The sequence below is a fragment of the Mycobacterium sp. SM1 genome, from assembly GCF_018361265.1.
GTDB lineage: Bacteria > Actinomycetota > Actinomycetes > Mycobacteriales > Mycobacteriaceae > Mycobacterium.
In genome coordinates this window covers 1,446,333-1,470,834 of record NZ_JAFLNH010000001.1, presented here as the reverse complement: position 1 = coordinate 1,470,834, position 24,502 = coordinate 1,446,333, and the positions used below count along the sequence as shown (strand labels likewise).

The following is a 24,502-nucleotide window of genomic DNA, read 5'->3' as shown; positions in this document are numbered from 1 at the left end:
CCCTCGAGATGGCGGCAAGGCGCAGGGGTGGGTCATGCGGACATCAGGGTGACGTTGTGGTCCCGCACGGGGTATCCGTTGCGCTCCGCGAGGGATCGCAATTGGCGCAGCGCGAATGTGCGCCCTCGGCCCGTCTCAGGAATCACAATCCCGGCCCAGAGCCCTTCTGAGCCCGGCAATTCGCAGGCCTCTTTGGCACACAGCCATCGGCGTGGGCAGGCCCGGCAGATTGCCTTGGCCTCGTTGTCGACGGCCTTCGTCCAACGCTCCGGGTCGCGTGTGCACGCACCCAGCGGTAGGTCGTGCACGGTGGATGCGGTCATGTTGCCTCGTTCTTCCAGGTTCTTCCAGTTGTGTCGCGGTGTCGGAATCAATAACCGAAGATGCTATATCATGAACCGTAGCATTGCAACAGTTTGATGCTATAGCTTAGCACCAGGTTTGAGTTACACGACGACACCGAGGGCGGTGCGACGCCCATCCTGTGACAACACTAAAACCTCGAGTTCATGACGTATGCTGAAGCCATCACCGCGATGATCAACCGCTACGGTTGAAGGTGGCTTTCCTCACACATTAACCGTAGCGGACGATACGGTTACAAATACGAAAAGAGTTTGATGTGCAGACCCTAACCACGATCCAGGAGACGTAGCCAAGTCATAGCGCGGAACCACGTGCAATGGTTAAAATCATCGCTGCGGGAACCTCACCCACTTCCAAGGAATCACCGGAGATGACCAACGCCGAGCCAACTGGCGTCGCCCGGTCGGAGTCCGACGATCGGCCAAGCCAGTCGGACGACCTCGACGTCACAGGCACCTGGCAGATCGGCGAACTCGATCCCGGCGTTGTTCGTGCCGGTGCGGCGGCGGCGGCACGGCGCCGCGAACTCGACATCAGTCAGCGCAGCCTGGCTGCGGAAGGGATCATCAACGCTGGAGCGCTGATCTCCTTCGAAAAGGGCCGCAGCTGGCCTCGTGAACGGACCCGCGCCAAACTCGAGGAGGTATTGCGCTGGCCTGCGGGTACTATCGCCCGGATCCGCCAAGGGGCGCCCGTTCCCGGCGAAGAGGTCGTCACGGAAGTCATGTCCGCCGACGACCAGATGCCGTTGATAGCGCAGGCCGTCATCGCGGCCGTCGACAGCTGCAGCCTTGCCATCGCCGCACTACCACCCGTGGAGGATCCCGAGTTCACGCAGCGGGCTAGGCCGATTCTGGCAGATTTGCGCCGGCTCGAAGCGGTCGCCGTTCGAGCCACCCAGATCGGCCGAGTCACCCCCGCGCTGATAAAGGCGCTGAGCACCGTGCGTCGCCACTTCGACGACTTGATGTTGCGTGGGGCGACCTCCCCCAACGCCACGCTGGGCCAGCGGCTATATGCCGCACGTCGGCGGGCCAACCTGTCGATCTCGGAGACGGCATGCGCGGCCGGTGTAACAGACGATGTTGTCGTCAGCGCGGAAGCCGAGAAAGAGTTGCCGCCCGGATGCGCCGATGCGCTGGAGGCGCTGATCAGCCAGATCACGTGGGGCTGAAGCACCGGCCCGTGACGCGCGTGCTCGTTGTCAGCTCGAGCGCAATGCATTCTCATTCTCTTCTCGCCGCATCCCGCCGAGACTGAGGCACCAGGCGCAGCTGCACCCGCGTGGTCGGGAAAATTTCTGCACGAGAGCGCCCCGGCACGCTGCTACGCTCACATCCGGCGAAAGGTTTACCGGTAAATGGGTGAGTTCGGGCCGACCACCGCCGCGAAACAGCCAAAGCAGGCGAGCGGTAGCGCGGTGGCAAAAGATGTGGCAAAAGACGTGGTCACAGTCGCGCAGAGGGGCGAGAGCCATGGCGACAAGCTCTTTGAAAAGGCCGAAAACGCCGGGACCGCTGCCAAGCGGAGCAAACGTCTTACCGGCGGCGCCAGGCCGGCCCGAGATCCCGGCTGGGCAAGAGCAAGCTGGTCCGGGAGGTGTTGGCCATGCAGTGGCAGACGGTGGCGCAAGCGAATCGGCGAGTAGCGTGGCCGACGGAGCCCGAATACCGTGGCCGCTAGTGTCGGCGGCGCCCGCCAATGCCCGCCCGCCAACCCCGGTGGGCGGGTGGGCGCTGCTACGAGTGTCGGACCGCTCTAGGCCCGACGAACGAAAAGGTTCATCAGAGGTAGTGATGTCCAGTTCCTATACGTCCTATACGTATACGGCCAATCGCAGCGCCGGCGACGATGACGTCGTTGGCGTCGAGGTGACCATCGACGGCATGTTGGTAATCGCTGATCGGCTTGGCCTTGTGGACTTCCCGGTCGCGCTTGGGATCCGGCCGAACATCCCCCAGCTGGAGCTCCGCGACCTCGTCTGGGATCAGGTGCGGCGCGACCTGAAAGCGCAGCAGGTGCTGGACGTCTACGGCGAGCCGCATCCGAGCGTCGCAGCGATGGTCGACACCCTCAGTAGGCCGGACCGCACCCTGGAAGCCCGGTGGTGGCGGCGCGACGTCGACAACGGCACAATGGTGCGTTTTGCGGTGTGCCGCAAGGGCGAACGTCATGTCGTCGCCGCACGCGACGGCGACATGCTGGTGTTGCAGTGGGTGGCTCCGCAAGTCGGCTTGGCCGGCATGGTGACAACGGTGCTGGGTCCGGCCGAGCCCGCGAACGTCGAACCGCTCACCGCAATCGCGGCTAAGCTGGCGGAGTGCAGGACCGCGGCCCAAATAGCACAGTTCGGTGTCGCCCCCGCGTCTGCCCGGACATACGCCGAGATCGTCAGCGACCCCACAAGCTGGGTGGAGATCACCGCCAGCGAGCGCCATCCCGGCGGCACGTCCACGCAAACCGACGTGGCAGCCGGTGTCGCCGATTCTCGGCAGGGACGGGTGGTGTCGATTCCGCGCCGGGTCAGCGGTGAGCTATACGGCAGCTTTCTGCCGGGCACGCCCGAGAATCTTCAGCGCGCCCTCGAGGGCTTGGTGGAGTTCCTGCCCTCCGGTAACTGGTTCGACCCCTCCGATACCGACTACTCCCGGTAAGAGTTCAGGGAGGACACCCATGGTGGATGACACGTCGCGGCACCTGCTCGGCAACGACCCCCCGACAGACGATGAAGCCCACGACAACCTCGCCGCCCTGGATTTCACGGTCCCAGACGACAGCGAGGTGTCGGCACTTGAGGCGTTCGACATGTACGCACCGGCCGAGGACGCCCACGACGCCGGCGGCGACTTGGAAGCGATCGCGCCACCGGGCGAAGATGAAGCAGAAGGGCTTTCGGTTCCGCTGTTCACGGTGACAAATCCGCCGGGAACAGTGTCCGTGTCGGCGCTCATGGGCGGCCGAGCCTACCAAATCGAGCTATCGGCGAAAGCAACGAATATGACCGAACAGCATCTCGCTGAGGAGATAGTCGTCATTGCGGGCCTGGCCCGCCAGAAGGCGCGGTCCGCGCAGTATGCGTTCATGCTCGAGGGCATGCGCGAACTGGGACATGATGGCCCCGACACACAAGACTTCCTGTCTAGGGAACTGGAGTTGCCCACGCCTGAGCAGGCCACGGCGGCGACGGCGTCGGTGTTCGCGACCCGATACGCGGGCGATCATGGCTGATCACCTGGCCAGCCTCTTCGGAAGCGCGGTGGGCATGCTGCCCATGTCGCCGGCACGATCCCTGGAACTGTTCACCGAGATCACCAACTACGACGAGTCCGCCTGTGATGCCTGGGTCGGTCGCATTCGCTGCGGTGACACCGACCGCGTCACGCTGTTCCGGGCCTGGTATTCGCGCTCCAACTTCGGGCGGCTCGCGGGAGCCGCCGAGATCCCGATGAGCGCCCTCAATGCCCGGGTACCGATCGGGGGGCTGTACGGAGACATCACCTATCCGGTGACGTCGCCCCTGGCCATCACCTTGGGTTTCGCCGTGAGCGAAGCATCGGTGGGCAACTGCGCCGACGCGATGGAGGCGCTGGAAGACTGCCCGGCGGGCGGTGCGGACCACCTTAAATCGTGGGCCAAGGCAGTGATCTACGGCGCCGCCGAACGCTGGACCGATGTGATCGATGAAGTCCGGGGCGCCGCAAGCTGGCCAGACAAGTTCCTGGCCGCCGCGGCGGGCGTTGCGCACGGAGTAGCCGCCGCGAGCCTGGGCTTGTTCACCGAAGCCGAACGGCGACTCACCGAGTCCAACGCGTCACCGGCGGGCGAGGCGTGCGCGCGCGCGATTGCCTGGTATCTGGCAATGGCCCGACGTGGCCAGGGGAACGAAGAGGGAGCCGTCGCCCTGCTGGAATGGTTACAGACGACCCACCCAGATCCCAAAGTTGCGGCGGCGCTGAAGGACCCGTCGTACCGGTTGGTTACGACCAGCGCCGAAGAGATCGCAGCGCGCGCCGACCCGTGGGATCCGGCCAGTGTGGTGGCCGACACATCGGGCCGGGAGAAATTGCTCGCCGACGCCCAGGCGGAGCTGGACCGGCAGATCGGTCTCGCCCGAGTCAAGGACCAGATCGAACGGTACCGAGCCGCAACCCAGATGGCGAAGGTCCGCGCGGCAAAGGGCATGAAGGTCGCCCAGCCCAGCAAGCACATGATCTTCACCGGCCCCCCGGGTACCGGGAAGACGACGATCGCCCGCGTGGTGGCCAACATCCTTGCCGGGCTGGGCGTCATCGCCGAGCCGAAGCTGCTGGAAACCTCGCGCAAGGATTTCGTCGCCGAATACGAGGGACAATCGGCCGTCAAGACCGCCCGAACGGTGGATCGCGCCCTTGGCGGTGTGTTGTTTATCGACGAGGCCTACTCGCTGGTGCAGGAGCGCGATGGACGCGCCGACCCGTTCGGCACCGAGGCGCTGGACACCTTGCTGGCACGGATGGAGAACGACCGCGACCGCCTGGTGGTCATCATCGCCGGTTACAGCTCCGACATCGATCGGCTGCTGGAAACCAACGACGGCCTTCGTTCACGGTTCGCAACCCGCATCGAATTCAATTCCTACTCGCCTGAAGAGATTCTTGAGATCGCGAAGGTCATTGCCGCCGATAATGACTCGGCACTTAACAAGGACGCGAGCGAGCAGCTGCTCAAGGCGGCCGCGCTGTTGAGCCAACGCACGGTCGGCGGCAAGCCGGCGCTGGACATCGCCGGCAATGGCCGCTATGCGCGCCAATTGGTGGAGGCCGCTGAACAATGCCGGGACATGCGCCTGGCCCGCTCACCGGACTTCGAAGCCCTGGGGGTGGACCAATTGCGCGAGATCAACGGCGAAGACATGGCCGACGCGATCGCCGCCGTACACGGGCGGCTGAATATCAGCGAGTGACACATGGCAGGTTTTCGGCTTACCACCAAGGTCCAGGTCAGCGGCTGGCGCTTCCTGCTGCGCCGCGTCGAGCACGCGATCGTGCGCCGCGACACCCGCATGTTCGACGATCCGCTGCAGTTCTACAGTCGGGCGGTTGGGCTCGGCATCATCATCGCGGTGTTGGTGGCGGGCGGCGCCGGACTGCTGGCTTATTTCAAGCCCCTGGGCCGGCGCGGCGGCGACAACCTGCTCGTCGACCGCACCACCAACCAACTCTATGTTGTGCTGCCGGGAACCGGGCAGTTGCATCCGGTCTATAACCTGACCTCGGCCCGCCTGGTGCTCGGGAACCCGGGCAACCCTTCGGCCGTCAAGTCCGACGAGCTCAACAAGATGCCCAAGGGGCAGCCCATCGGCATCCCCGGCGCACCCTACGCCACGCCGGTCTCGTCGGACACCTCCTCGGACTGGACGCTGTGCGACACCGTCACCAACCCCGATAGCGTTGCCCCTTCGGTGGATACCGCAGTGATCGCGATGCCTTTGGCCACCAATGCGTCGATAGGGCCGATGCGGCCCAATCAGGGGGTGCTGGTGTCTTTCCGGGGTACGGAGTGGGTGGTGACGAAGAACGGGCGGCACGCGGTCGATCTGACCAACCGCGCGGTCGCCTCCGCGGCGGGCATACCCGTTACCGCGAAGTCGACGCCCATCTCCGAGGGGCTGTACAACGCGGTGCCGGACGCTGGCCCGTGGCAATTGCCGTTGGTGCCCGCGGCGGGCGCGCCGAATTCTGTTGGGCTGCCCCCCGATCTGGTTGTGGGTTCGGTCTTTCGTACCCAGACCGACAACGGCCCACAGAATTTCCTGGTGCTTGCGGATGGGGTCGCCCGGGTCAACGCCACCACGGCGGCTGCGCTGCGGGCAACCAATTCATTCGGGTTGCTCGCGCCTCCTTTGGTGGAAGCGAGCCTGGTGGCAAAAATCCCCGAACGGGTGTACGCCTCACCGCTGCCAGACCAGCCGCTGATGATTTTGTCCCGGCACGACGCGCCCACGCTGTGCTGGTCGTGGCAGCGCGAAGCCGGCGATCAGGCGCCCAAGACGGCGGTGCTGAGTGGTCGGCATCTGCCGATCCCGCCGTCGGCGATGGGCACCGGCATCAAGCAGGTCGGCGGGGACATGACCGTTTTCATCGACGGCGGTAAATACATTCGGCTGCAGTCGCCAGATCCCGCGCACGGTGAGGCGTTGTATTACGTCGACCCGCAAGGCGTCCGTTACGGGCTGCCGGATCAGGAGACGGCCAAAGTCCTGGGCTTGACGTCACCCATGGCGGCGCCGTGGGATGTGGTGCGGCTGTTGGTCGACGGCCCGGTGCTGTCCAAGCAGGCGGCTTTGCTCGAGCACGACACACTGCCCGCCGACCCCAACCCCCGGAAGCTAGACACGGAAGCCGGACCATGACGACTAAAAAGTTCACCCCGATCGTCAAACGGGGGCCACGGCTGACGCCGGGTGAAATCAGTGTTGCGCCACCGGAAGACCTCGGTGTCGAGATTCCCCCGTCGGGCATTCAGAAGGTCCTTCCATACGTGATGGGCGGCGGCATGCTCGGCATGATCGCGATCATGGTCTTCACCGGCGTCAGGCAGCTGTCGCCGTACATGCTGATGATGCCGTTGATGATGATCATGGCGACGGTAGGCTTCATGGCCGGCGGCGGTCCCGGCGGCAAAAAGGTGCCGGAGATCAACGCCGATCGCAAGGAATACCTGCGCTACTTGGCCGGCTTGCGGACCCGCGTGACGTCATCGGCCAGCGCCCAGGTGGCGTTTTTCAACTACCACGCGCCCCATCCAGACGACCTGCTGTCGATCGTCGGCACCGACCGGCAATGGTCCCGCCCCGCCAATGCCGACTTTTTTGCGGCCACCCGGATCGGGCTCGGTTCCGAGCCCGCGGTGGACCGGCTTCTCAAGCCCACCCTCGGCGGCGAATTGGCCGGACCCGAGTCCGCGCCGCAGCCGTACCTGGAACCGGTGAGCCACCTGTGGGTGATGAAGTTCCTGCGCACCCACGGCCTTATCCACGACTGCCCGAAACTGGTGCAACTACGGACTTTTCCGACAGTCGCCGTCGGTGGAGACCCGGCTGGCGCCGCGGCGTTGCTCCGGGCGATTATCTGCCACCTGGCCGTCTTCCATCCCCCGGACCTGCTGCAGATGCGGGTGCTCATCGACAACCCGGAGGACCCGGAGTGGTCCTGGGTGAAATGGCTCCCGCATGTCCAACACCAAACCGACACCGACGCGGCGGGTTTCACCCGGATGATCTTCACCCGCCCCGACGGGCTCAGTGACTTGGCGGCACGCGGTCCGCATACCCCCGATTCGGCCGCCGCCGGACCCTATGTCGTGGTCATTGACCTCACCGGCGGCAGGGCCGGGTTTCCGATGGACGGCAGGGCCGGTGTCACCGTGATCACCTTGGGGAATCACCGTGGCTCGGCGTATCGCATCCGGGTGGACAAAGACGGGACCGCCGACGACCGACTGCCCAACCAGTCGTTCCGGCAGGTGACAACGACCACCGACGCGCTGTCACCGCAGCAGGCCACCCGCATCGCGCGCAAGCTGGCCGGGTGGTCGATCACGGGCACCATCATCGACAAGAACACGCGGGTGCAGAAAAAGGTCGCGACCGAATGGCACCAATTAGTCGGCGCCGCATCGGTTGAGGAGGTCACGCCACGGCGCTGGCGGATGTTCGCCGACACCGACCGCGACCGGCTGCGGATACCGTTCGGCCACGAGCTCAAGACCGGCGACGTCATCTACCTCGACATCAAGGAGGGCGCGGAGTTCGGCGCCGGGCCGCACGGCATGCTGATCGGCACCACCGGATCGGGTAAGTCGGAGTTTTTACGCACCCTCATCCTGTCGTTGGTGGCCACGCATCACCCCGACCAGGTCAACGTGCTGCTGACCGACTTCAAGGGGGGGTCGACGTTCCTGGGCATGGAACGGCTTCCGCACACCACCGCCGTGGTGACCAACATGGAGGAGGAGGCCGAACTCGTCAGCCGGATGGGCGAAGTCTTGACCGGTGAACTCGACCGCCGGCAGTCGATCTTGCGCCAGGCCGGGATGCAGGTGGGCGCGGCCGGAGCGCTCTCGGGTGTGGCCGAATACGAGAAGCACCGCGAGCGCGGGGCTGACCTGCCACCGCTGCCAACGCTTTTCGTGGTGGTAGACGAGTTCGCCGAGCTGCTGGCGAACCACCCCGACTTCATCGGGTTGTTCGACCGGATCTGTCGTGTCGGGCGATCGCTGCGGGTGCATCTGCTGTTGGCCACTCAGTCGCTGAACACGGGTGGCACGCGCATCGACAAGCTGGAGCCCAACCTCACCTACCGCATCGCGCTACGCACCACCAGCTCGACGGAGTCCAAAGCGGTGATCGGAACGCCGGAAGCCCAATACATCACCAACAAAGAGGCCGGTGTCGGGTTTCTGCGGGTTGGCATGGAAGACCCGGTCAAGTTCAAGGCCTGCTACACCGGAGACCCCTACGTTCCCACCGTTCGGGCCGAGACCAACGGTGAGGTCGACCAGCCCAGCGCGCGCGTTCGCCGTCGTGACGTGCGCATCCACCAATTCACCGCGGCGCCGATCTTCGACACAGAGATGATCTCATGACCGCCGAACCGCACACCCGCGTGCTCCGTGAAGTCATACTCGACCAGCTAGCCACCGACGAATCACGTGCCTATCGGATGTGGTTGCCGCCATTGACCGATCCGACACCGCTGAACGAGCTCATCGAGCGCGACCACCGGCAACCGTTGCGCTTCCCGTTGGGGATCATGGACGAGCCGCGCCGGCACCGCCAAGCGGTCTGGGGGATCGACGTCTCCGCCGCCGGTGGCAACGTGGCGATCGGTGGGGCCCCGCAGACCGGTAAGTCGACGCTTCTGCAAACGATGGTCCTGTCGGCGGCGGCGACCCACTCACCGCGTGATGTCCAGTTCTACTGCGTCGACCTCGGCGGTGGCGGCTTGATCTATCTTGAAGACCTTCCCCACGTCGGCGGGGTGGCAACCCGATCGGAACCCGACCGGGTCAACCGAATGGTCGCGGAAATGAAGGGCGTTCTGCGGCAACGGGAAAGCATATTCAAGCAGTATCGGGTCGGCTCGATGGCCGCGTATAGGCAGATGCGCAACGACCCGAGCCATCCCGCCGCGGCCGACCCCTTCGGTGACGTGTTCTTGGTCATCGACGGGTGGCCGGCCTTTGTGTCAGAGTTTCCCGACCTGGAGCCCATCGTGCAGGATCTGGCCGGGCAGGGGCTTGCCTTCGGGGTTCACACGGTCATCTCCACGCCGCGCTGGACGGAATTGAAAAACCGGGTTCGTGACTATCTGAACACCAAAATCGAGTTCCGGCTCGGTGACATCAACGAAACCCAGGTCGACCGTATGACCAAGGAGATTCCGGCGAATCGGCCCGGCCGGGCGATCTCGATCGAGAAGCACCATCTGATGATCGGAGTGCCGCGGCTCGACGGGGTGCACAGCGCCGACGGTCTGGTGGAGGCCCTGTCAGCAGCGGTACGACAGATCGCGGCCGCTCACACCCAGGAAGCGCCGCAGGTCAGGGTGCTACCGGACCGCATCTACCTCCACCAACTCGACCCTAACCCGCCGGGGCCGGACGCCGACTACCGGACCCGCTGGACGATACCGATCGGTGTGCGCGAATCGGATCTGCAGGTGGCCTACGCCCACATGCACCTGTCGCCGCATTTGCTGATCTTTGGTGCGGCCAAGTCGGGCAAAACACGCATCGCGCACGCGGTCGCGCGGGCGATCTGCGCCCGCAACAGTCCGGCGCAGGTTCGGTTCATGCTGGCCGACTACCGCTCCGGCCTGCTGGAGGCGGTGCCGGACAGCCATCTGCTCGATGCGGGCGCGGTCAACCGCAACAACGCGGCGCTGGATGCCTCCATCAAAGCCCTGGCAGAGGCTTTAACCAAGCGGTTGCCGCCCGCCAACCTGACAACGTCGCAGCTACGGTCCCGGTCATGGTGGAGGGGACCCGACATCGTCCTGCTGGTCGACGACTGGCACATGATCATGGCGGCCAGCGGAGCGATCCCGCCAATGACGCCGCTGTTCCCACTGCTTCCGGCGGCGCAGGACATCGGGTTGCACATCATCGTCACCTGCCAAATGAGCCAAGCGCACCGCGCCACCATGGACAGGTTCGTCGGTGCCGCGTTCGGGGCCGGATCGCCCACCCTGTTCCTGTCCGGCGACCAGCAGGAATTCCCATCCAAGGAGATCAAGATCAAGCGAAGGCCTCCTGGCCAGGCATTTCTCGTCTCACCGGACGGCAAAGAGGTTATCCAGGCCGCCTATATCGATCCCCCAGAAGAAGTGTCTGCAGCACCCCTGGGGTCCGGTTAGGATCTATTCGACGGGTTTTCGCCAACGCGAGGCGCACACCGCACACGGAAAGGAGCCAGGACACCCGCTCCGGGGAGATCTTCCCCGCCGGACCCACCCGACCGCGTCAATGGCCAATAAATGGCCCATCTATGGGCCATAAATAGATTCCATAAATAGATTCATAGTCACAAAAGTGAAGGGGATGGAGCACATGCAACCTATGTCATTCGATCCGGCCGCCGTCGGCATCGCTTCGGAGGTAATCGCCAACGGCACTCGTGGTCTGGCCGCGGGATCGGCGGCTTCGGCGGCGGTCACCGGGCTGGCACCGGCCGGAGCCGACGAGGTGTCGGCGCAGGCCGCGATGTCCTTCGCCAGTGAGGGCGTCGAGACCCTGGCGCTCAACTCGTTCGCGCAGGAAGAGCTCATGCGCGCGGGCGCGGCATATCTCGAGATCGCCGGAATGTACACCGCCGTCGACGGGGCCAGCGCCGCCACGTTGACATAGCCATAGCCCGTCAAACCCAGCACGTCGAGATCCAGGTCGGCTCACCATGCCCTCAATGGCCGAATTCGTCAGCATGCTGTGGCACGCGATGCCACCGGAGCTGAACACCGCGCGGCTGATGGCCGGGGCGGGAGCAGGCCCGATGTTGCAGGCCGCCGAGGGATGGCAGGCGCTGGCGCTGGCGTTAGAGACTCAGGCCGCCGAATTGGCCAGCAGCCTCGGCGCGCTAAGCGGGGCGTGGACGGGGATGGGCAGCGAACGCGCGGTGTCGGCTACTATGCCGATGGTCGCCTGGTTGCAGACCGTGGCGATGCAGGCGCAGAAACGCGCGATGCAGGCGGCGGCGCAGGCCGCGGCCTACACCACCGCGATGGCAACGACGCCGCCGCTGGAGGAGATCGAGCAGAACCACATCACCCACGCCGTCCTGGAGGCCACGAATTTCCTCGGCATCAACACGGTGCCGATCGGGATCAACGAGGCCGACTACTTCATCCGCATGTGGAATCAGGCTGCCGGCGCAATGGACGCCTATCAGGCGGAGACCGTGCTCAATACCCTGTTCGAGCCGATCGCGCCGATGACGCCGATCGTCATTCCCGGGGTGGGAGAGGCCGCCTTGGGCGCGTCGTTGGGCCGGATCGCCGCGTCAGCGCCGGGGGCGGTCGCCCGTGACGCGGTGTTTGCCCACGTCACCGGCCAAGCTACCGCCGAATCAGCGGGGCTGCAGGGAGGCCGGGGAGCCGACCTGGTCGACCAAGCCGCCACGGACGCGGAAGGGCCGGCGAGCCAGGCGGCGGGGCAGGCGCAGACCGCGGCAAGCCAGCAGGAGCAGCAGCAGGCCCCGCAGCAGGCAACCCAGCAGGCAACGCAGATGATGTCTCAGCTGGGTTCGCAAGTGGCCCAGATTCCGCAGCAGCTTGGGCAGATTCCGCAGCAGATGGGGCAGATGGGCAGCCCGATGCAGCAGTTGACCCAGCCGCTGCAGCAGGTGACGTCGCTGTTCAGCCAGATGGGTGGGCACGGCGGTCAGGGCATGCAGGGCGCGCAGATGGGTCTCATCGGGGCCAGCCCGCTGTCGAACCACCCACTAGCCGGTGGCTCCGGGGCCAGTGCCGGCGCCGGACTGATGCGAGCGGCAGCGCTGCCCGGCGCTGGCGGGTCCGCGCCCCGCACGCCGCTGTTGGCCAAGTTGGTCGACAGGGTCGAGCACCCGGTGACACCCGCGGCGGTCGCACCGGCCGCTGCCGCTGGCTCGTCGACGACGGGTGGTGTGGCCCCGGTCGGCGCCGGTAGCGGGGGTATGGGCCCGATGGGCATGATGGGCCACGCCCCGACCACGGGTGGCTCCAAGGCGGGCCTGGTGGCACCCGCGCCGCTTGCCCAGGATCTGGGTGACGACGAAGACGACGACTGGTAGCCCCTCACCAAAGCTTGCCGGCCATCCAGGCCGGAAGACTCGCCATCGCCGATGGCGAGGACAACAGGAAGAAGAGAAAGTGGTCCAGCAATGGCACAGATGAACACTGATGCTGCTGTCCTCGCCAAGGAGGCCAGCAACTTCGAGCGGATCTCCGGCGAGCTCAAGGGCGTGATCGCGCATGTCGAGGCGACCGCCGGCGCCCTCGCCGGGCAGTGGCACGGCCAGGCAGGCCAGGCCGCTCAGGCCGCGCTGATGCGTTTCCAAGAAGCCGCTAACCAGCAGATTCAGGAACTGAACGACATTTCCACCAACATCCACACCGCCGGTATGCACTACACCTCGACGGACGAAGAGCAATCCTCGACGTTGTCGGCGGCGATGCACATCTGACCCACACCACCAGGAGAAACGGAGCAACAACATGACCGAACAGCTATGGAACTTCGCCGGCATCGAAGGCGGGGCCAGCGACATCCAGGGTGCCGTTCAGACCACCCACGGCCTCCTCGACGAGGGCAAGGGCTCACTCGCCTCGCTTGCGGCGGTGTGGGGCGGCTCGGGCTCAGAGGCGTACCAAGCGGTCCAGATGCGCTGGGACAACACCGCCGCCGAGCTGAACGCTGCGCTGCAGAACCTCGCCCAGACGATCAGCGAGTCCAGCCAGACGATGGCTCAGACCGAAGCCGGCGTCACCGGCATGTTTGCCTAGAATCCTACGACGGAGCCTGAGGTGGGCGGTTCATCCACGGGGGAATACGCCCACCTCACTCACTCCGCTATCCGAATCAACATGATGTGAGAGGTGCTCATGTCGGCCGACTATGACCGACTCTTCAACACTCCCGACGAGACGCCCGGCGATGTGACAGCGCAGGTGAGCCTGGATGAGATCCTGCGCTCTACGCCACCGTCCGCTCCGGCGCGCTCACCGATTGGCGGCGACGCGCCGCCGATTCCCGTCGGGGAGCCGCAATTGCCGCCGACACCACCGACCCAGACGCAACCGCAGCAGGCAAGGTTCTCGAGTCCGCCTGCGCGGCAAGCCCAACCTAACGCGGCGCCACCCCTGGGCAAAGTCCCGGTCGCGCGGTTCGAACAACTGCGCACGCCCCCACCCCCGCCACCGCCCGCTCAGCCCGCGCCTGCCCCGTCGCAGCATTTCGCCAACGCGTATCCGCAAGCCACCGGCGGCTGGCGGGTCGCCCCACCGCCGCCGAGCCAACCGATGCAGACCTCGGCCGCGACGCTCGGCAATTATCGAGCGATCGACGCGTTGTCGCATGTCGGTGTCAAGTCGGCCGTCAAGATGCCCTCGCAACGAGGCTGGCGGCATTGGCTCTACCTGCTGACGCGGATCAACCTCGGGCTATCCCCTGACGAGCTTTACGAAATCGACTTGCACAGCCGGGTCCGCCGCAACGCCCGCGACTCGTATCAGATCGCCATCCTGGGCCTCAAGGGAGGCGTGGGCAAAACCGCCGTCACGGTCGCGCTGGGCTCGGCGCTGGCCAAAGTCCGGGGTGATCGGATCCTGGCTATCGACGCCGATCCCGGCGCCGGAAATCTCGCGGATCGCGCGGGACGCCAGTCGGCCGCGACCATAGCAGACCTGCTCGCGGACAAGGAATTGTCGCGCTACAACGACATCCGCGCGCATACCAACATGAATGCCGCCAACCTCGAGGTGCTGTCCGCAGAGGACTACAGCGTGGCGAAGCGCGCGTTCAACGACGAGGACTGGCAGGGCGCCACCGAGGTGGTCTCGAAGTTCTACAACCTCGTGCTGGCCGACTGCGGGTCAAGCCTGTTCGATCCGGCGACGCGCGCGGTGCTCTCAACGGTGTCCAGCGTGGTGATCGTCGCCAGTGCGTCGATCGACGGCGCGCGGCAGGCGGCGGTCGCCATGGACTGGCTGCGGCAAAACGGGTACCAGGATCTGCTCGCTCGCGCGTGCGTGGTGATCAACCACGTAGTGCCGGGCAAGCCCAACCTGGACGTCGGCGACCTGGTGCAACAGTTCGAGGGACATCTTCAGCCCGGGCGGGTTGTCGTGTTGCCCTGGGACAGACACATCGCGGCCGGGACCGAGATCGAACTCGACCTGCTCGGCTCCACCTTCCGGCGCCGGATCGTCGAATTGGCCGCCGCCCTGTCCGACGACTTCGATCGGGCCGACCGGCGTTGAGCGCGCCCGTTGCCGCCCCGGTCGGCGCCGGGGCTTCCGCACCCGGCAAACCGGCGACCACCCGGGTGACCATCCTTACCGGCAGGCGAATGACCGACCTGGTGTTGCCGTCGTCGACACCGATCGAGGTTTACATCGACGAGACCGTCGCCGTACTGGCCGAGTTGCTCGAAGACACCCCGCCCGAGGTGCTGGCCGGCTTTGATTTCAAGGCTCAGGGCAGGTGGGCGTTCGCGCGCCCGGGCGCGCCGCCGTTGAAGCTCGACGAGTCGCTCGACGACGCCGGGGTGGTCGACGGATCGTTGCTGACCTTGGTTTCGGTTAGCCGCACGGAACGCTACCGGCCGCTGGTCGAAGATGTCATCGACGCGATCGCGGTGCTCGACGAGTCGCCCGAGTTCGACCGGGCCGCCTTGAAACGCTTTGTTGGGGTCGCAATTCCGGTTGTGGCACTGGCGGTAAGCGTGCTTTCGGTGCTGGCGTGGCGCAGCACCGGCCAGTGGCTGGTGTGGGCGCCGGCGCTGGGCGCTTTCGGGCTCGTTCTGCTGCTGAGCAGCCTGGTCGCCAAGAATCGCTACCGGAGCCTGGACTTCGCGGAGAGCCTGCTGCTCGCGGCCTTCCCGGTGGTCGCGACCGCGGTGGCGCTGGCGGTGCCGCTGCCGCGTGGCGTCGGCTCGCTCGGGGCGCCGCAAATAGCGGGCGCCGCTGCCGCCGTTCTGCTCTTGACGCTGGCGACGCGCGGTGGGCCGCGCCGGCGCGCCGAGCTGGCGGCGTTCATGGCTGTCATTGCGGTCGCGGTCACCGCGGCGGGCATTGCGTATGGTTACGGCTGGCAGTACTGGGTGCCGGCGGGTGCCATCGTTTTTGGGCTGTTCACTGTGACAAATGCGGCCAAGCTGACCGTCGCGGTTGCCCGCATCGCGCTGCCGCCGATTCCCGCTCCCGGTGAGACCGTCGGCCACGAAGAGCTGCTGGACCCCGTCGAGACCCCTGAGGCGGCGGAAGAGTCACCGACCTGGCAGGCCATTATCGCGTCGGTGCCCGAGTCGGCGGCTCGGCTGACCGAGCGCAGCCGACTGGCGCGCCAGCTGTTGATCGGTTTTGTCGCGGCCGGCACGGCCGTGCTGGCGGCCGGCGCCGTGGCCGTGGTGGTGCGGGGGCATTTCTTCGTGCACAGCTTGGTGGTGGCCGCCCTGGTGACGACGGTGTGCGGGTTCCGGTCGCGGCTGTACGCCGAGCGCTGGTGCGCCTGGGCGCTGCTGGCCGCCACGGTGGCCATCCCGACGGGCGTGGCCGCCAAGGTGAGCCACTGGTATCCGCACAGCGCCTGGCTGATAGTGAGCAGCTATCTGGCGGCGGGTCTCGTCGCCTTGATCGTGATCGGGGCAACCCAAGGGGTGCATCGCGTCTCGCCGGTGACCAAGCGCATCCTCGAATTGGTCGACGGGGCCGCGATCGCCGCGATCATCCCGTTGCTGTTGTGGATCGCCAGCGTCTACGACATGATCCGCAATATCCGGTTCTAACGGTCTAAGCGGGTCAAATAGGAAGCGCCCGGCGGTCCGTTGGGGATTGCGCCGCACGGTCGGTTCGTCTCTCACGTCCCGCGTCTCACGCGCCGCGCGGATGCATCTGCTGGTCGAGATCCCCGGACTGCTGCTGGTCGACGCTGTCGTAGCTCGCGGCAGCAGAGTCGAGCTTTTCAGCCAGGTCCGTGGACACTTCGCGCATGCCCTCGCCTGCCGCGGTTCGGGCGCCGTCAGCCGTCGACACTGCGCCCGCGGTCGCCGCGCAGATCACGCCATGGCTTTTCATGACCGAACCACCGACACCGTGGGTCAGCTCGGTGGCCGCAGCGATTTCAGCGGCCGCCTGCTGTTGTTTAGCCGACAGTTCACGCAGATGTGCCGTGGTGACACGCAATTCGGACACCTGGAACCCTCCCTCGACCTCGTGTTCTCAATGTGAATGTGGATGTGTGTGCGGCGCGTTTTGCGCGCGGATTTGACCGCGCGTCAGGTGTTCTCCGGCGCCGTTGCCGGGGGATTGCCGGGCTCTTGTGGGGCGGTGCGCTCCACCGGGCGAGCCGTGGCCGCTTCTGACTCCTGCCCGGGCGTGCTGTCCGCAGCTGAGCCGACCGGCGGTCGCTGGGAGTGGCCCGCACCCGGTGTCGCGCCCGCGCCACCGGCGGCGCCGTTGTCTGCGGCGTCTTTGTTGTCGCCCTTTTGCTCGTGGTCATCTTCGTCGCTCATGGCCGTGACGTCTTTCTGCTTGACGTCTTTGGCGAGAGTCGCCGGAGACGGGCCCAGACCCGGCGCGCCGGGCTGTGCTTGCGGCTGCGCACCTTGTGCCGCGGGAATCTGACTGGCCAGCTGCCCGGCTTGCCCGAGGAGCCCGGACAAACCCCCCAACCCCGAGCCCAACGGACCTGCTCCGGTGGATCCGCCCGAGCCCCCGCCTGGTGAAGCACCTAACGGTGAGCCACCACCTGGGCCGCCAAGCGGCGCGGGGGCCGGCTCACCCGGGGGCATCGACGCTCCCGGCGCCGAGAATTGCGAGCCTCCAGGACTTCCCCCGCCTGGGCTTCCCCCGCCGCCGAGCGGAGCCCCGCCGCCGAGCGCTCCCGGCGCGGGGCCCGCGGGGCCAGCCGGCGCCTGGGCGCCGGCTGCGGCCGGTGCCGGGGCGCCGCCCGCGGCCGGGACCGTCGGCGCGGGACCGGGAGGTTGTGGCGACTCGCTTGGCGACGGCGCCGATTTAGCGGGCCCGTTCGGCGCAGCCGCGGCAAACGGCGTACCGGTCGGATGAGCGGTGGATGCGACCTCTCGGTAGAGGCCGATCGCCTGCTGCAACTGCTGGGCGTTATTGTTGGCGTCGGCGCTCATTTGCAGCATCTGCGCTTCACAGACCGGTAAGATGCCGGCGACGGCGCCGATTTGAATCCCTAACGAGATTTCCTCGCCGAACACCGGAATGGCCAGTGCAGCTACAGCCGGCGGGATGAAGGCGCGGAGAAGGATCGCCTCGTGCTCCAAGGTCTCACGGGTCTCTCTAACCTGGCCCGCCTCACACGACAAAATCTGTTTCACCGAGACGTCTGCGTCCGCCATAGTCCTCGCGCGGTCCTGTTGGCGGGTGTTCTGCGCCACATAGGCTTGTGACCCAGTGCCTTCCCAGCTGTCGTCGGGAAAGGCCGAGCCCAGAACCTCGCCGACACTGTTGAACCGAGCCTGTCCGTCGCCGAATTTTTCACCGGTATCGGGCTCGCCGGATCCGCACAGTTCCGTCATCGTCTCGATAGCGAATAGGCCGGCGTCGATAATCGGCGTTTCCGCTGCTTCCGCTGCTTCTCCTAAGACTCCAAAAAGCCGCAAACCTTCGAAGGCATCCGTAGCGAGGCCCAAGTCGCCCCAGGGATCACCACCCAGCGCAGCCTCAGCGTCCTCCCAGACTTCCTTTGCCCATTCGGCAACGTCCATAACGTGAAAGAAACTCATGCCCACGGCTGGCGGCTCCCTTCGTCGGGTGCCAGCCTATCAAGGCTCCAAACGGCTCAGTGACGCAAATTTGGCGTTCGGTGCGCGTGGGCGGACCGCGCCTCCGCAGGCCCAAGGGCCTCGGCCGCCCAGGCAGCGCTGCCGGGTGCCGGGCCGGTATTTCCGCCGGGTGTCGCCCTGCGCCCGGCTTCGTCGGCCGCCGCGCCAACCGATCGACGTGCCAGCCAATCAGCCGCCTAGCTAAAATTCCGCTCACAGCACGCTTGAGGCGTCGCTTCGCGATCTTGCGCAGTGCTCAGAGCCGAGATACTCGACGCCGAAATTGCATAGGAAGGGCATTAGCATATGCCGCCGTATGGTTGGTATCCCCAGCCTGACAGAAACACTATCACCGGCTTCTGGGACGGCCAGCGCTGGCTGATCTACCTGACAAACGAGCATTTATTTATGAACGGGGAGCGGATCGCCCTCGACGAGATCAGAGCTGTGTCCTACTGGCATAGAAGCTTGTATGGGGTATCTCGGCATTATCCCGTTGCTTGGTCAACGATCTTTCGCGGTTTCTCGGTCATCGATATGCACGGGCGCCCAAACACTCTGGATCTTCGCGGCTCAGGCCTGATCAATGCTCCGCAGAACGAATTGGCATGGACCGGGCTCGTCGACATATCCCAGCGGTTCATCGAACCACGAATCTCCCAGCGTATCCTTGGGTCGCTAATGGCGGGCGATGAGTACACCCTGAACGACAAGTGGACATTTCTCAGATTATCGAGTAATGGATTTACCATCAGATTCATGCGGACGAAGTCGCGGCCATGGACGCAATTCCACCACGCCGCCGTCAACCTGAGGTACGACAACGTTGGTGGGGCCCTGCGGGGAAATGACGGGCAGGTATGGATACATGTGATATCGCCGACGAACCCGAGGCCGAGAGGTGTTTTTGCGCTGAAAACGAGGGTTCCGAACGCGGTGCTGCTGCCGACGCTGATGCCGATGTGCGCGGCGGCATTCCGGTAGCCACGGACGCACCGGCGTCACACGCGGGTGTCGATCACGCTGTGGCACTTGGTGAATAATGCCCCGCATCGGGAGCCTGGGAGCGGTGACGTGCGAGCTATAGGGGCTGCCCGTTGTCGGCCCGTGGCACCGCGGAGACCGGCCGACCGCGACCGCGATGGCGGTGGTGGTGCGGCGCCCGACGGTAACGCCTGTCCCGGCCAGGGCGATCGGGAATTTTTTGCCTAACGGGGAGGTGAGACTCGGATAAGCTGGCTGCAGGCAAAACGCGGAAGGGGTTGCCGATGTGGGTGAGGCCGTGGTCAGCATCGGTGATGGCGGATGCGCGCCGAGCCGCTGCGGGGGGACTCGCGAGCGTGGGTCGCGGCGGGCATCCGGCGCTGGCGGTGGTGACGGGAGGCACCGATGGCGCCCGCTGAGTTGAGGGTTGACACCGGTGTTTTAGCCAACGAGGGCAATGGGCTGCTGCGGGCGGCCGAGGAGATCCCCGCCGCGCCGGAGCCTTTCACGGCGGTGGGTGCTGACCCGTTGTCGGAGGCGTTGAGCGCGCGGGTACAGGCGGCGGTGGCGCCGCTGATCTCCGGTTTGCCGAAGACCAAGGCCGATGCGGCCAAAACGGCCGGGCAGGTGGTCGCGGCGGCTGACCGCTACGAGACCACCGACAAACAGCTGGCCGATGAGATCACCAAGCGCCTGCAGCAGATGCCCCAGCCTGGCTCGGGTGCCCCAAGCGGCGGGGCGGCGCCGGCCGTGGGCGCGGGCGGTGGAGCGGGTGCGCCCGGGGCGCCGGCGGCAGCCGGTGACGCGCCCGGTGCCCCGGCGGGGGTGGATGCGCTGTCGGCGGCCGACCCCGTGGGCGCCGGGAGCGGCGCGGCGGATCAGTTGGGCCAGCTTGGCGACATGATGGGCACACCGGTGGACATGGCCACGCAGGCCGCGCAGGCCCCTATGGGGATGGCCGGGATGGCCGGGATGGTTCCCGGGGCCATCATGCAGGGGGCGCAAGCCGCGATGCAGCAAGGCGGGCAGGTGTCGCAGGTGGGAGCGACAAGCCCGGCGGACCAGCCCGGCCACGACGACGGCGAGGAGGTCCTGGCCGACGCCGCCGGCCCGGCTTCGCAGCCTTCGCAGCCGGCTGGGGCCGCTCCGGGTGCGCCCGGGGAGCGGGCGCCTGAAGCGCCGTCGGCGCAGCGGCCTGCGGGGGAGCCGGTCCCACCGGGTGGCGCCCCGGGCAGCCGGGATGGTCGGCCGCCGGAGGGTTACCGTGTGCTGTGAGCTGTCCACCCGGGCGATCGGCTAGCCGGCCATGGGGTTTCACGTTCGCGCCGCCGGTATGCGGGGGGGTCGGTGAGCGTGCCGCCGGGGGCTGTGGGGCCGCCCCCAGCGGGTTTCGGGTCATCACCTCAGCCGGGTTTCGGCGCGCCGCCGTTGTGGGCGCCCGCGCCGGTGCCGCCCCGGCGGGCGGGGCGGGGGATGTGGCTGTGGGGTGGGGCGGCGCTGCTGGTGGTGGCGGTGACGGCGCTGATCACCGTGGTGGTGCTGCGGGGGGGCCGCGGTGCTCCCGCGGCGGGGCCGTCGGGTGCCGCGGGCGCGGGCTCGGGGGTGGCCAGCGCCGCTGACACCGGCCCGGTGGGCATCATCACCGAGGAGCCCACCTGCGAGAAATGGCTGACCATCTGGACGGTGCTTTCCGACCGGGAGCATAACGGGTGGGCCGATCGCGATCCCAGCCTGCCGGCCAGCGCGTGGACACCCGAGCAGCGCACCCAGTATCAGGCGGTGGCCCAGGCGATGCGCAGCGCCGCCGATCAAACACTGCCGCTGGTGCGGCTGACCCCGCATCGGGTGGTGCGGGAACTCTATGAGGCGTTTATCGCCTACGGCCGCGCCTACGCCGAGAAGATCCCCACCTACACGGCCCCGGATGACCACCTGGCCGGGGTCTCATCGAGCATGGGCAATGCGCTAATGGAGATGTGTCGGGCGATAGCGAACGGCGCGGCCGCCACCAGCGCCTCGGTGGTGTCGGCGGCGGCGCCGCCGACCGCAAGCGCGCTGCACGGCGCGGGCCCCGCCGATGCGGCGGATCCGCGGGAATTTCTCACCAAGCCCGACCCCACCTGCGCGGATTGGGTTCGGTTACCAGCCGAGTTCGGCGACAACCCCAACCTCGCCGCACTGGACACCGTAGACTCGAACACCCCAGCCGGACAGCGGACGCCGGAGCAGAAGGCCATCGTGACAGCCGCCGTGCCGGCGATCACGTCGTTCGCCGATCGGGTCGAAGCGCTCGGCCGGCGCAGCGCGAACCTGCCGCTGCAGGATTTCGCGGTGCTTAGCGCGCAATACTATCGCGCCTACGCTGCGGCGCTGCCGAGTTATGCTGTGGAGGACAAGTCCCTGGTGCAAGTCCCGACAGGGGCAGTGGGGGGCACCGTTGGGGCGTGCTCGGCGGTTGGGGGGCGGTGAGGCGATGGGCAAGGAAAGACCACCGGGCCAATATTCGCTGGAGATGACCGCGGGCCCGGCGTGGCCGCGGGTCGATGAGGATGTCTACAGCGGCTACGGGGAGGATCTGGGCCGGGTTGTGACGGCCCTGGCCGGCGCGCAGCGTGACTGGAAGCAGCACCGGGCGATGATCTTTAACGGCCACTACGTGTGGGCCGGTGATGGGTGTGAGGCCGCGCGCGGCGCTGTCGATGAGCGCGCCACCACGATGGACACCCACCTGCGGCAGCTGCGTGAGGCGATCGCTGTGTGCCGGGACGCGGCCGAGACCACCGCGGGGGTCAAAGACCGCATCATCGACAACGTCGAGCAGGCCCATAAAAGCATCGGCGTGATCCTGGATAACCCCGATCTCAGCGCCGAGGAGAAAAACAGCCACATCCAGGCCATCGTCGCCGCCACGCACGCCGCAAACGTGGAGGTTGTGGCCGGCGCCGCGCCACCCGCCGCGCCGCCGGGCGCGCCGGGCGTAGGGAAGCACCCTAGCGGCGGGGCAGCCCCCACCGGCGCGCCGGGCGCGGGCCAGCAGCCCGCATCCCCGGGGCCGGGTGCTGGGGTCAATGGGCATCCCGGTGGCAGCTCGGTTCCGGGGGAGTCTCTTCCCTCACCGGTGACAGCAGGGTCTTTAAAGGGCTCGGATTCTCCTCAGCAGCTTGCTGGTGCGGTTTCGGGGGGGTCTGCTCCCTCACCGGCGACCACAGGGTCTTTGAAAGACCCGGCTTCGGGTCAGCAGCCTGGCGTGCCTGCAGGGGGGCCTGCTGGCGCGCAGCCGCCGGGGTCTGCTCCCGCGCAGCCGCCGCCGGGGTCTGCTTCCACGCAGCCGCCGCCGGGGTCTGCTTCCACGCGGACGCCGCAGGGGCCTGCTCCCGCGGCGCCGCCAGATCCGGCCGGGCCAGGGGCTTTTAAGGCCCCTCCTCCGGTCTCGACTCAGCAGCAGCCTGGCGCGCATCCGTCGGCGCCTGTTTCCGGGCCGTCGGTGGTGGCGCCCTCGGGTCCGTCTTCGGGGGGCTCGGCGGTGGGGGTGGGGGGGAGCGCGCCGGGCGGGGGCTCGTTGTTTGGTGGTCATGGTGGTGTCGCGGGTGTGACGGGCGCCGGTGTGGGTGGGGGCCCGGGCGTGTCGGGTGCCCCGGTGGGGGGTGGGCCGCCTATAGGGGCGGGTCAGGCGCCGCCGGTGGGGGCTGGTCAGGGGCTGGGGCCGGGGTCGTGGGCTGGTGGGCAGCCGGTGGGGGCGCCTATGGGGGCCTCGGCGCTGGGCACCGCCTCGCCGGTGGCCCCGGCGGGGGCTGTGGGCGGGCCGGTGGCCCCGGTGGCCCCGGGTGTGGCCCCGGAGGCGGCGGCCGGGGCGGGGGGTGTGTCCGGTGCGGGGGGTGTGACGGGCGCCGGTGGGGGTGGGGGGCCGGCGCGTGCCGGGGGTGGAGGAGCTGTGGGCTGGTTCGCCGGTGGGGGTGGTGGGGCGCCGGGGGCGGCGGTGGGGGCGATGCCGTTGGGTTCGGCGCCTAGCCCGCCGCCGGCGGCGCCGGTGGGTTCGGCGCCGGTGGGGGGGCCGGGGGTGTATGCGGCGGCGGTGAAAGACGCGTCGGCGCCGGGTGGGGGCGCGCCGGCGCCGATCCCGGTGTCGGCGGCGCGGGCGGAGCGTGATGTGATCGCTCAGCTCAGCGCGGCGGGGGCGGCGCGGCGCCGGGGCGCGGGGGGTGGGTCGGATCCGCTGGTGGTGGCGCGTCGTATCGCGCTGGCGTTAAACGCCCCGGATCGCCCGGGGCGTGGGGACGCGAATTTCTACTGGGTGACCGCGTTGACGGTTGAGGGAAAGATTGTGGTGGCCAACAGTTTCGGCATGGCCTACATGCCCGATGGGGTTAACCTGCCTGACCCGGTGTGTTTGGTGTCCGCCGATGCGGCGGTGCCGGTGGTGGAGCGGGCGCGTTGGAGCACCTACCCGTTCGCGGCGCTTCAGGGCTGGGCGGCGCATCGGGGGGCGCGGCTGCGGGTGGTGTTTGCCACCGAGGAGCAGTTCGCGGGGGTGGATCCGGGGGCGCCGCGGCAGGTGCTTGATCCCGAGGAGATCCCGCCGTCGGGGGCGATGGCCGGGCGGGACCGGCTGCAGGTGGTGGCCCCCGGGGAGGCGGCCAGGCTGGCGGGGGTCAGTGACTGGAATCTGGTGGAGTTGCTGCCGCTGGCGCCGGTGGACGCGGCCGCGCCCGCGGATCGGCGCGCGCAGCTGTGGTGGGATGTCAACAAGCCGATGCTGGGCAGCAGCGCCCCCGATCGCGGGCTGGCGCAGCTGCGCTATTTGCTGGCCTATGCCATCCACGCGGCGGAGATGGCGGTCTATGAGGGCTATAGCGCGGTGCACGCGGTCGCGCAGCGCAAAGCGGTCAGCGATTGGCTGTATTGGCGCTACCTGCGGGATCTGCTTAGCGAGGCGCTGGCGGGGGCGGCGGCGCGCTGAGCCGCCCGGCGCCTGGCGCCCACCGGCTTGCGGGCGGGTTTTCACCGGGCAGCCCAGGGTTTGCGGGGACAGCGCCGCCCCTAGGATCCGGGGTGTCACGCGCCGGCCGAGCCCGGGGGGCGGCGCGCCGCCGAAGCGCGCCGCCGTGGCGGCGTGGGCGTGGGGGC

The 24,502-nt window shown here is 67.5% G+C and carries 20 protein-coding genes; 17 read left to right on the top strand and 3 right to left on the bottom strand.

Annotated elements, in window-relative coordinates:
* Nucleotides 1-32 precede the first annotated feature (32 nt).
* On the bottom strand, nt 33-323 hold the full coding sequence (locus MSM1_RS06760) for a WhiB family transcriptional regulator (protein WP_213440763.1): 291 nt from the start codon (nt 321-323) through the stop codon (nt 33-35).
* A gap of 413 nt (nt 324-736) precedes the next feature.
* Between MSM1_RS06760 and MSM1_RS06755 the strand changes: the two genes are divergently transcribed.
* The 13 genes from MSM1_RS06755 to eccD all read left to right on the top strand — a co-directional run bounded on the left by MSM1_RS06755 (nt 737) and on the right by eccD (nt 16,387).
* Nucleotides 737-1,540, top strand: a complete 804-nt coding sequence (locus MSM1_RS06755; protein WP_236054777.1) for a transcriptional regulator — start codon at nt 737-739, stop codon at nt 1,538-1,540.
* 622 nt (nt 1,541-2,162) lie between these two features.
* Nucleotides 2,163-3,020 carry an ESX secretion-associated protein EspG gene (locus tag MSM1_RS06750; protein ID WP_213440762.1) on the top strand — a complete coding sequence of 286 codons (858 nt, stop codon included), beginning with the start codon at nt 2,163-2,165 and terminating at the stop codon, nt 3,018-3,020.
* A 19-nt stretch (nt 3,021-3,039) separates the two neighbouring features.
* Nucleotides 3,040-3,594, top strand: coding sequence for a YbaB/EbfC family DNA-binding protein (locus MSM1_RS06745; RefSeq protein ID WP_213440761.1), 555 nt, complete (start codon nt 3,040-3,042; stop codon nt 3,592-3,594).
* A complete protein-coding gene (eccA, locus tag MSM1_RS06740; protein WP_213440760.1) occupies nt 3,587-5,308 on the top strand; it encodes a type VII secretion AAA-ATPase EccA in 1,722 nt (573 codons plus the stop codon). The genes MSM1_RS06745 and eccA overlap by 8 nt, the downstream gene beginning before the upstream one ends.
* 3 nt (nt 5,309-5,311) lie before the next feature.
* A complete protein-coding gene (gene eccB, locus MSM1_RS06735) occupies nt 5,312-6,757 on the top strand; it encodes a type VII secretion protein EccB (protein WP_213440759.1) in 1,446 nt (481 codons plus the stop codon).
* Nucleotides 6,754-8,991 (top strand): type VII secretion protein EccCa, encoded by a 2,238-nt coding sequence (gene eccCa / locus MSM1_RS06730; protein ID WP_213440758.1) that lies wholly within the window; start codon nt 6,754-6,756, stop codon nt 8,989-8,991. The genes eccB and eccCa overlap by 4 nt, the downstream gene beginning before the upstream one ends.
* Nucleotides 8,988-10,763, top strand: a complete 1,776-nt coding sequence (gene eccCb / locus MSM1_RS06725; protein ID WP_213440757.1) for a type VII secretion protein EccCb — start codon at nt 8,988-8,990, stop codon at nt 10,761-10,763. The genes eccCa and eccCb overlap by 4 nt, the downstream gene beginning before the upstream one ends.
* 193 nt (nt 10,764-10,956) lie before the next feature.
* Nucleotides 10,957-11,253 (top strand): PE family protein, encoded by a 297-nt coding sequence (locus MSM1_RS06720; protein ID WP_213441519.1) that lies wholly within the window; start codon nt 10,957-10,959, stop codon nt 11,251-11,253.
* A 73-nt stretch (nt 11,254-11,326) separates the two neighbouring features.
* Complete coding sequence (locus tag MSM1_RS06715; RefSeq protein ID WP_213441517.1) at nt 11,327-12,673, top strand: PPE family protein; 1,347 nt, start codon at nt 11,327-11,329, stop codon at nt 12,671-12,673.
* Nucleotides 12,674-12,763: 90 nt separating this feature from the next.
* Nucleotides 12,764-13,066, top strand: coding sequence for a WXG100 family type VII secretion target (locus MSM1_RS06710; RefSeq protein WP_213440756.1), 303 nt, complete (start codon nt 12,764-12,766; stop codon nt 13,064-13,066).
* Nucleotides 13,067-13,097: 31 nt separating this feature from the next.
* Nucleotides 13,098-13,385, top strand: coding sequence for a WXG100 family type VII secretion target (locus MSM1_RS06705; RefSeq protein WP_213440755.1), 288 nt, complete (start codon nt 13,098-13,100; stop codon nt 13,383-13,385).
* A gap of 99 nt (nt 13,386-13,484) precedes the next feature.
* Nucleotides 13,485-14,861: a MinD/ParA family protein gene (locus MSM1_RS06700; protein WP_213440754.1), complete on the top strand. Its 1,377-nt coding sequence runs from the start codon at nt 13,485-13,487 to the stop codon at nt 14,859-14,861.
* A complete protein-coding gene (gene eccD / locus MSM1_RS06695; RefSeq protein ID WP_213440753.1) occupies nt 14,858-16,387 on the top strand; it encodes a type VII secretion integral membrane protein EccD in 1,530 nt (509 codons plus the stop codon). The genes MSM1_RS06700 and eccD overlap by 4 nt, the downstream gene beginning before the upstream one ends.
* Nucleotides 16,388-16,472: 85 nt before the next feature.
* Here the strand turns inward: eccD and MSM1_RS06690 are convergent, their stop codons facing one another.
* Both MSM1_RS06690 and MSM1_RS06685 read right to left on the bottom strand, forming a co-directional pair.
* Nucleotides 16,473-16,793, bottom strand: coding sequence for an ESX-1 secretion-associated protein (locus MSM1_RS06690; protein WP_213440752.1), 321 nt, complete (start codon nt 16,791-16,793; stop codon nt 16,473-16,475).
* A gap of 83 nt (nt 16,794-16,876) precedes the next feature.
* A complete protein-coding gene (locus tag MSM1_RS06685; RefSeq protein WP_236055610.1) occupies nt 16,877-18,355 on the bottom strand; it encodes an EspA/EspE family type VII secretion system effector in 1,479 nt (492 codons plus the stop codon).
* A gap of 345 nt (nt 18,356-18,700) precedes the next feature.
* Here MSM1_RS06685 and MSM1_RS06680 point away from each other — a divergent pair, with 345 nt between their 5' ends.
* The 4 genes from MSM1_RS06680 to MSM1_RS06665 all read left to right on the top strand — a co-directional run bounded on the left by MSM1_RS06680 (nt 18,701) and on the right by MSM1_RS06665 (nt 24,335).
* Nucleotides 18,701-19,378: a hypothetical protein gene (locus MSM1_RS06680; protein ID WP_213440750.1), complete on the top strand. Its 678-nt coding sequence runs from the start codon at nt 18,701-18,703 to the stop codon at nt 19,376-19,378.
* 405 nt (nt 19,379-19,783) lie between these two features.
* Nucleotides 19,784-20,653, top strand: coding sequence for a hypothetical protein (locus MSM1_RS06675; RefSeq protein ID WP_213440749.1), 870 nt, complete (start codon nt 19,784-19,786; stop codon nt 20,651-20,653).
* A gap of 72 nt (nt 20,654-20,725) precedes the next feature.
* Entirely contained in the window at nt 20,726-21,847 is a 1,122-nt protein-coding gene (locus MSM1_RS06670) for a hypothetical protein (RefSeq protein WP_213440748.1), read from the top strand.
* 4 nt (nt 21,848-21,851) lie between these two features.
* Nucleotides 21,852-24,335, top strand: a complete 2,484-nt coding sequence (locus MSM1_RS06665; RefSeq protein WP_213440747.1) for a hypothetical protein — start codon at nt 21,852-21,854, stop codon at nt 24,333-24,335.
* The last annotated feature ends 167 nt before the right edge of the window (nt 24,336-24,502 follow it).

Coding starts and splice junctions, on each gene's coding strand:
- MSM1_RS06760 (WP_213440763.1), bottom strand. CDS start 323: ATGACCGCATCCACCGTGCACGACCTACCGCTGGGTGCGTGCACACGC.
- MSM1_RS06755 (WP_236054777.1), top strand. CDS start 737: ATGACCAACGCCGAGCCAACTGGCGTCGCCCGGTCGGAGTCCGACGAT.
- MSM1_RS06750 (WP_213440762.1), top strand. CDS start 2,163: ATGTCCAGTTCCTATACGTCCTATACGTATACGGCCAATCGCAGCGCC.
- MSM1_RS06745 (WP_213440761.1), top strand. CDS start 3,040: ATGGTGGATGACACGTCGCGGCACCTGCTCGGCAACGACCCCCCGACA.
- eccA (WP_213440760.1), top strand. CDS start 3,587: ATGGCTGATCACCTGGCCAGCCTCTTCGGAAGCGCGGTGGGCATGCTG.
- eccB (WP_213440759.1), top strand. CDS start 5,312: ATGGCAGGTTTTCGGCTTACCACCAAGGTCCAGGTCAGCGGCTGGCGC.
- eccCa (WP_213440758.1), top strand. CDS start 6,754: ATGACGACTAAAAAGTTCACCCCGATCGTCAAACGGGGGCCACGGCTG.
- eccCb (WP_213440757.1), top strand. CDS start 8,988: ATGACCGCCGAACCGCACACCCGCGTGCTCCGTGAAGTCATACTCGAC.
- MSM1_RS06720 (WP_213441519.1), top strand. CDS start 10,957: ATGCAACCTATGTCATTCGATCCGGCCGCCGTCGGCATCGCTTCGGAG.
- MSM1_RS06715 (WP_213441517.1), top strand. CDS start 11,327: ATGCTGTGGCACGCGATGCCACCGGAGCTGAACACCGCGCGGCTGATG.
- MSM1_RS06710 (WP_213440756.1), top strand. CDS start 12,764: ATGGCACAGATGAACACTGATGCTGCTGTCCTCGCCAAGGAGGCCAGC.
- MSM1_RS06705 (WP_213440755.1), top strand. CDS start 13,098: ATGACCGAACAGCTATGGAACTTCGCCGGCATCGAAGGCGGGGCCAGC.
- MSM1_RS06700 (WP_213440754.1), top strand. CDS start 13,485: ATGTCGGCCGACTATGACCGACTCTTCAACACTCCCGACGAGACGCCC.
- MSM1_RS06685 (WP_236055610.1), bottom strand. CDS start 18,355: ATGAGTTTCTTTCACGTTATGGACGTTGCCGAATGGGCAAAGGAAGTC.
- MSM1_RS06680 (WP_213440750.1), top strand. CDS start 18,701: ATGCCGCCGTATGGTTGGTATCCCCAGCCTGACAGAAACACTATCACC.
- MSM1_RS06675 (WP_213440749.1), top strand. CDS start 19,784: ATGGCGCCCGCTGAGTTGAGGGTTGACACCGGTGTTTTAGCCAACGAG.
- MSM1_RS06665 (WP_213440747.1), top strand. CDS start 21,852: ATGGGCAAGGAAAGACCACCGGGCCAATATTCGCTGGAGATGACCGCG.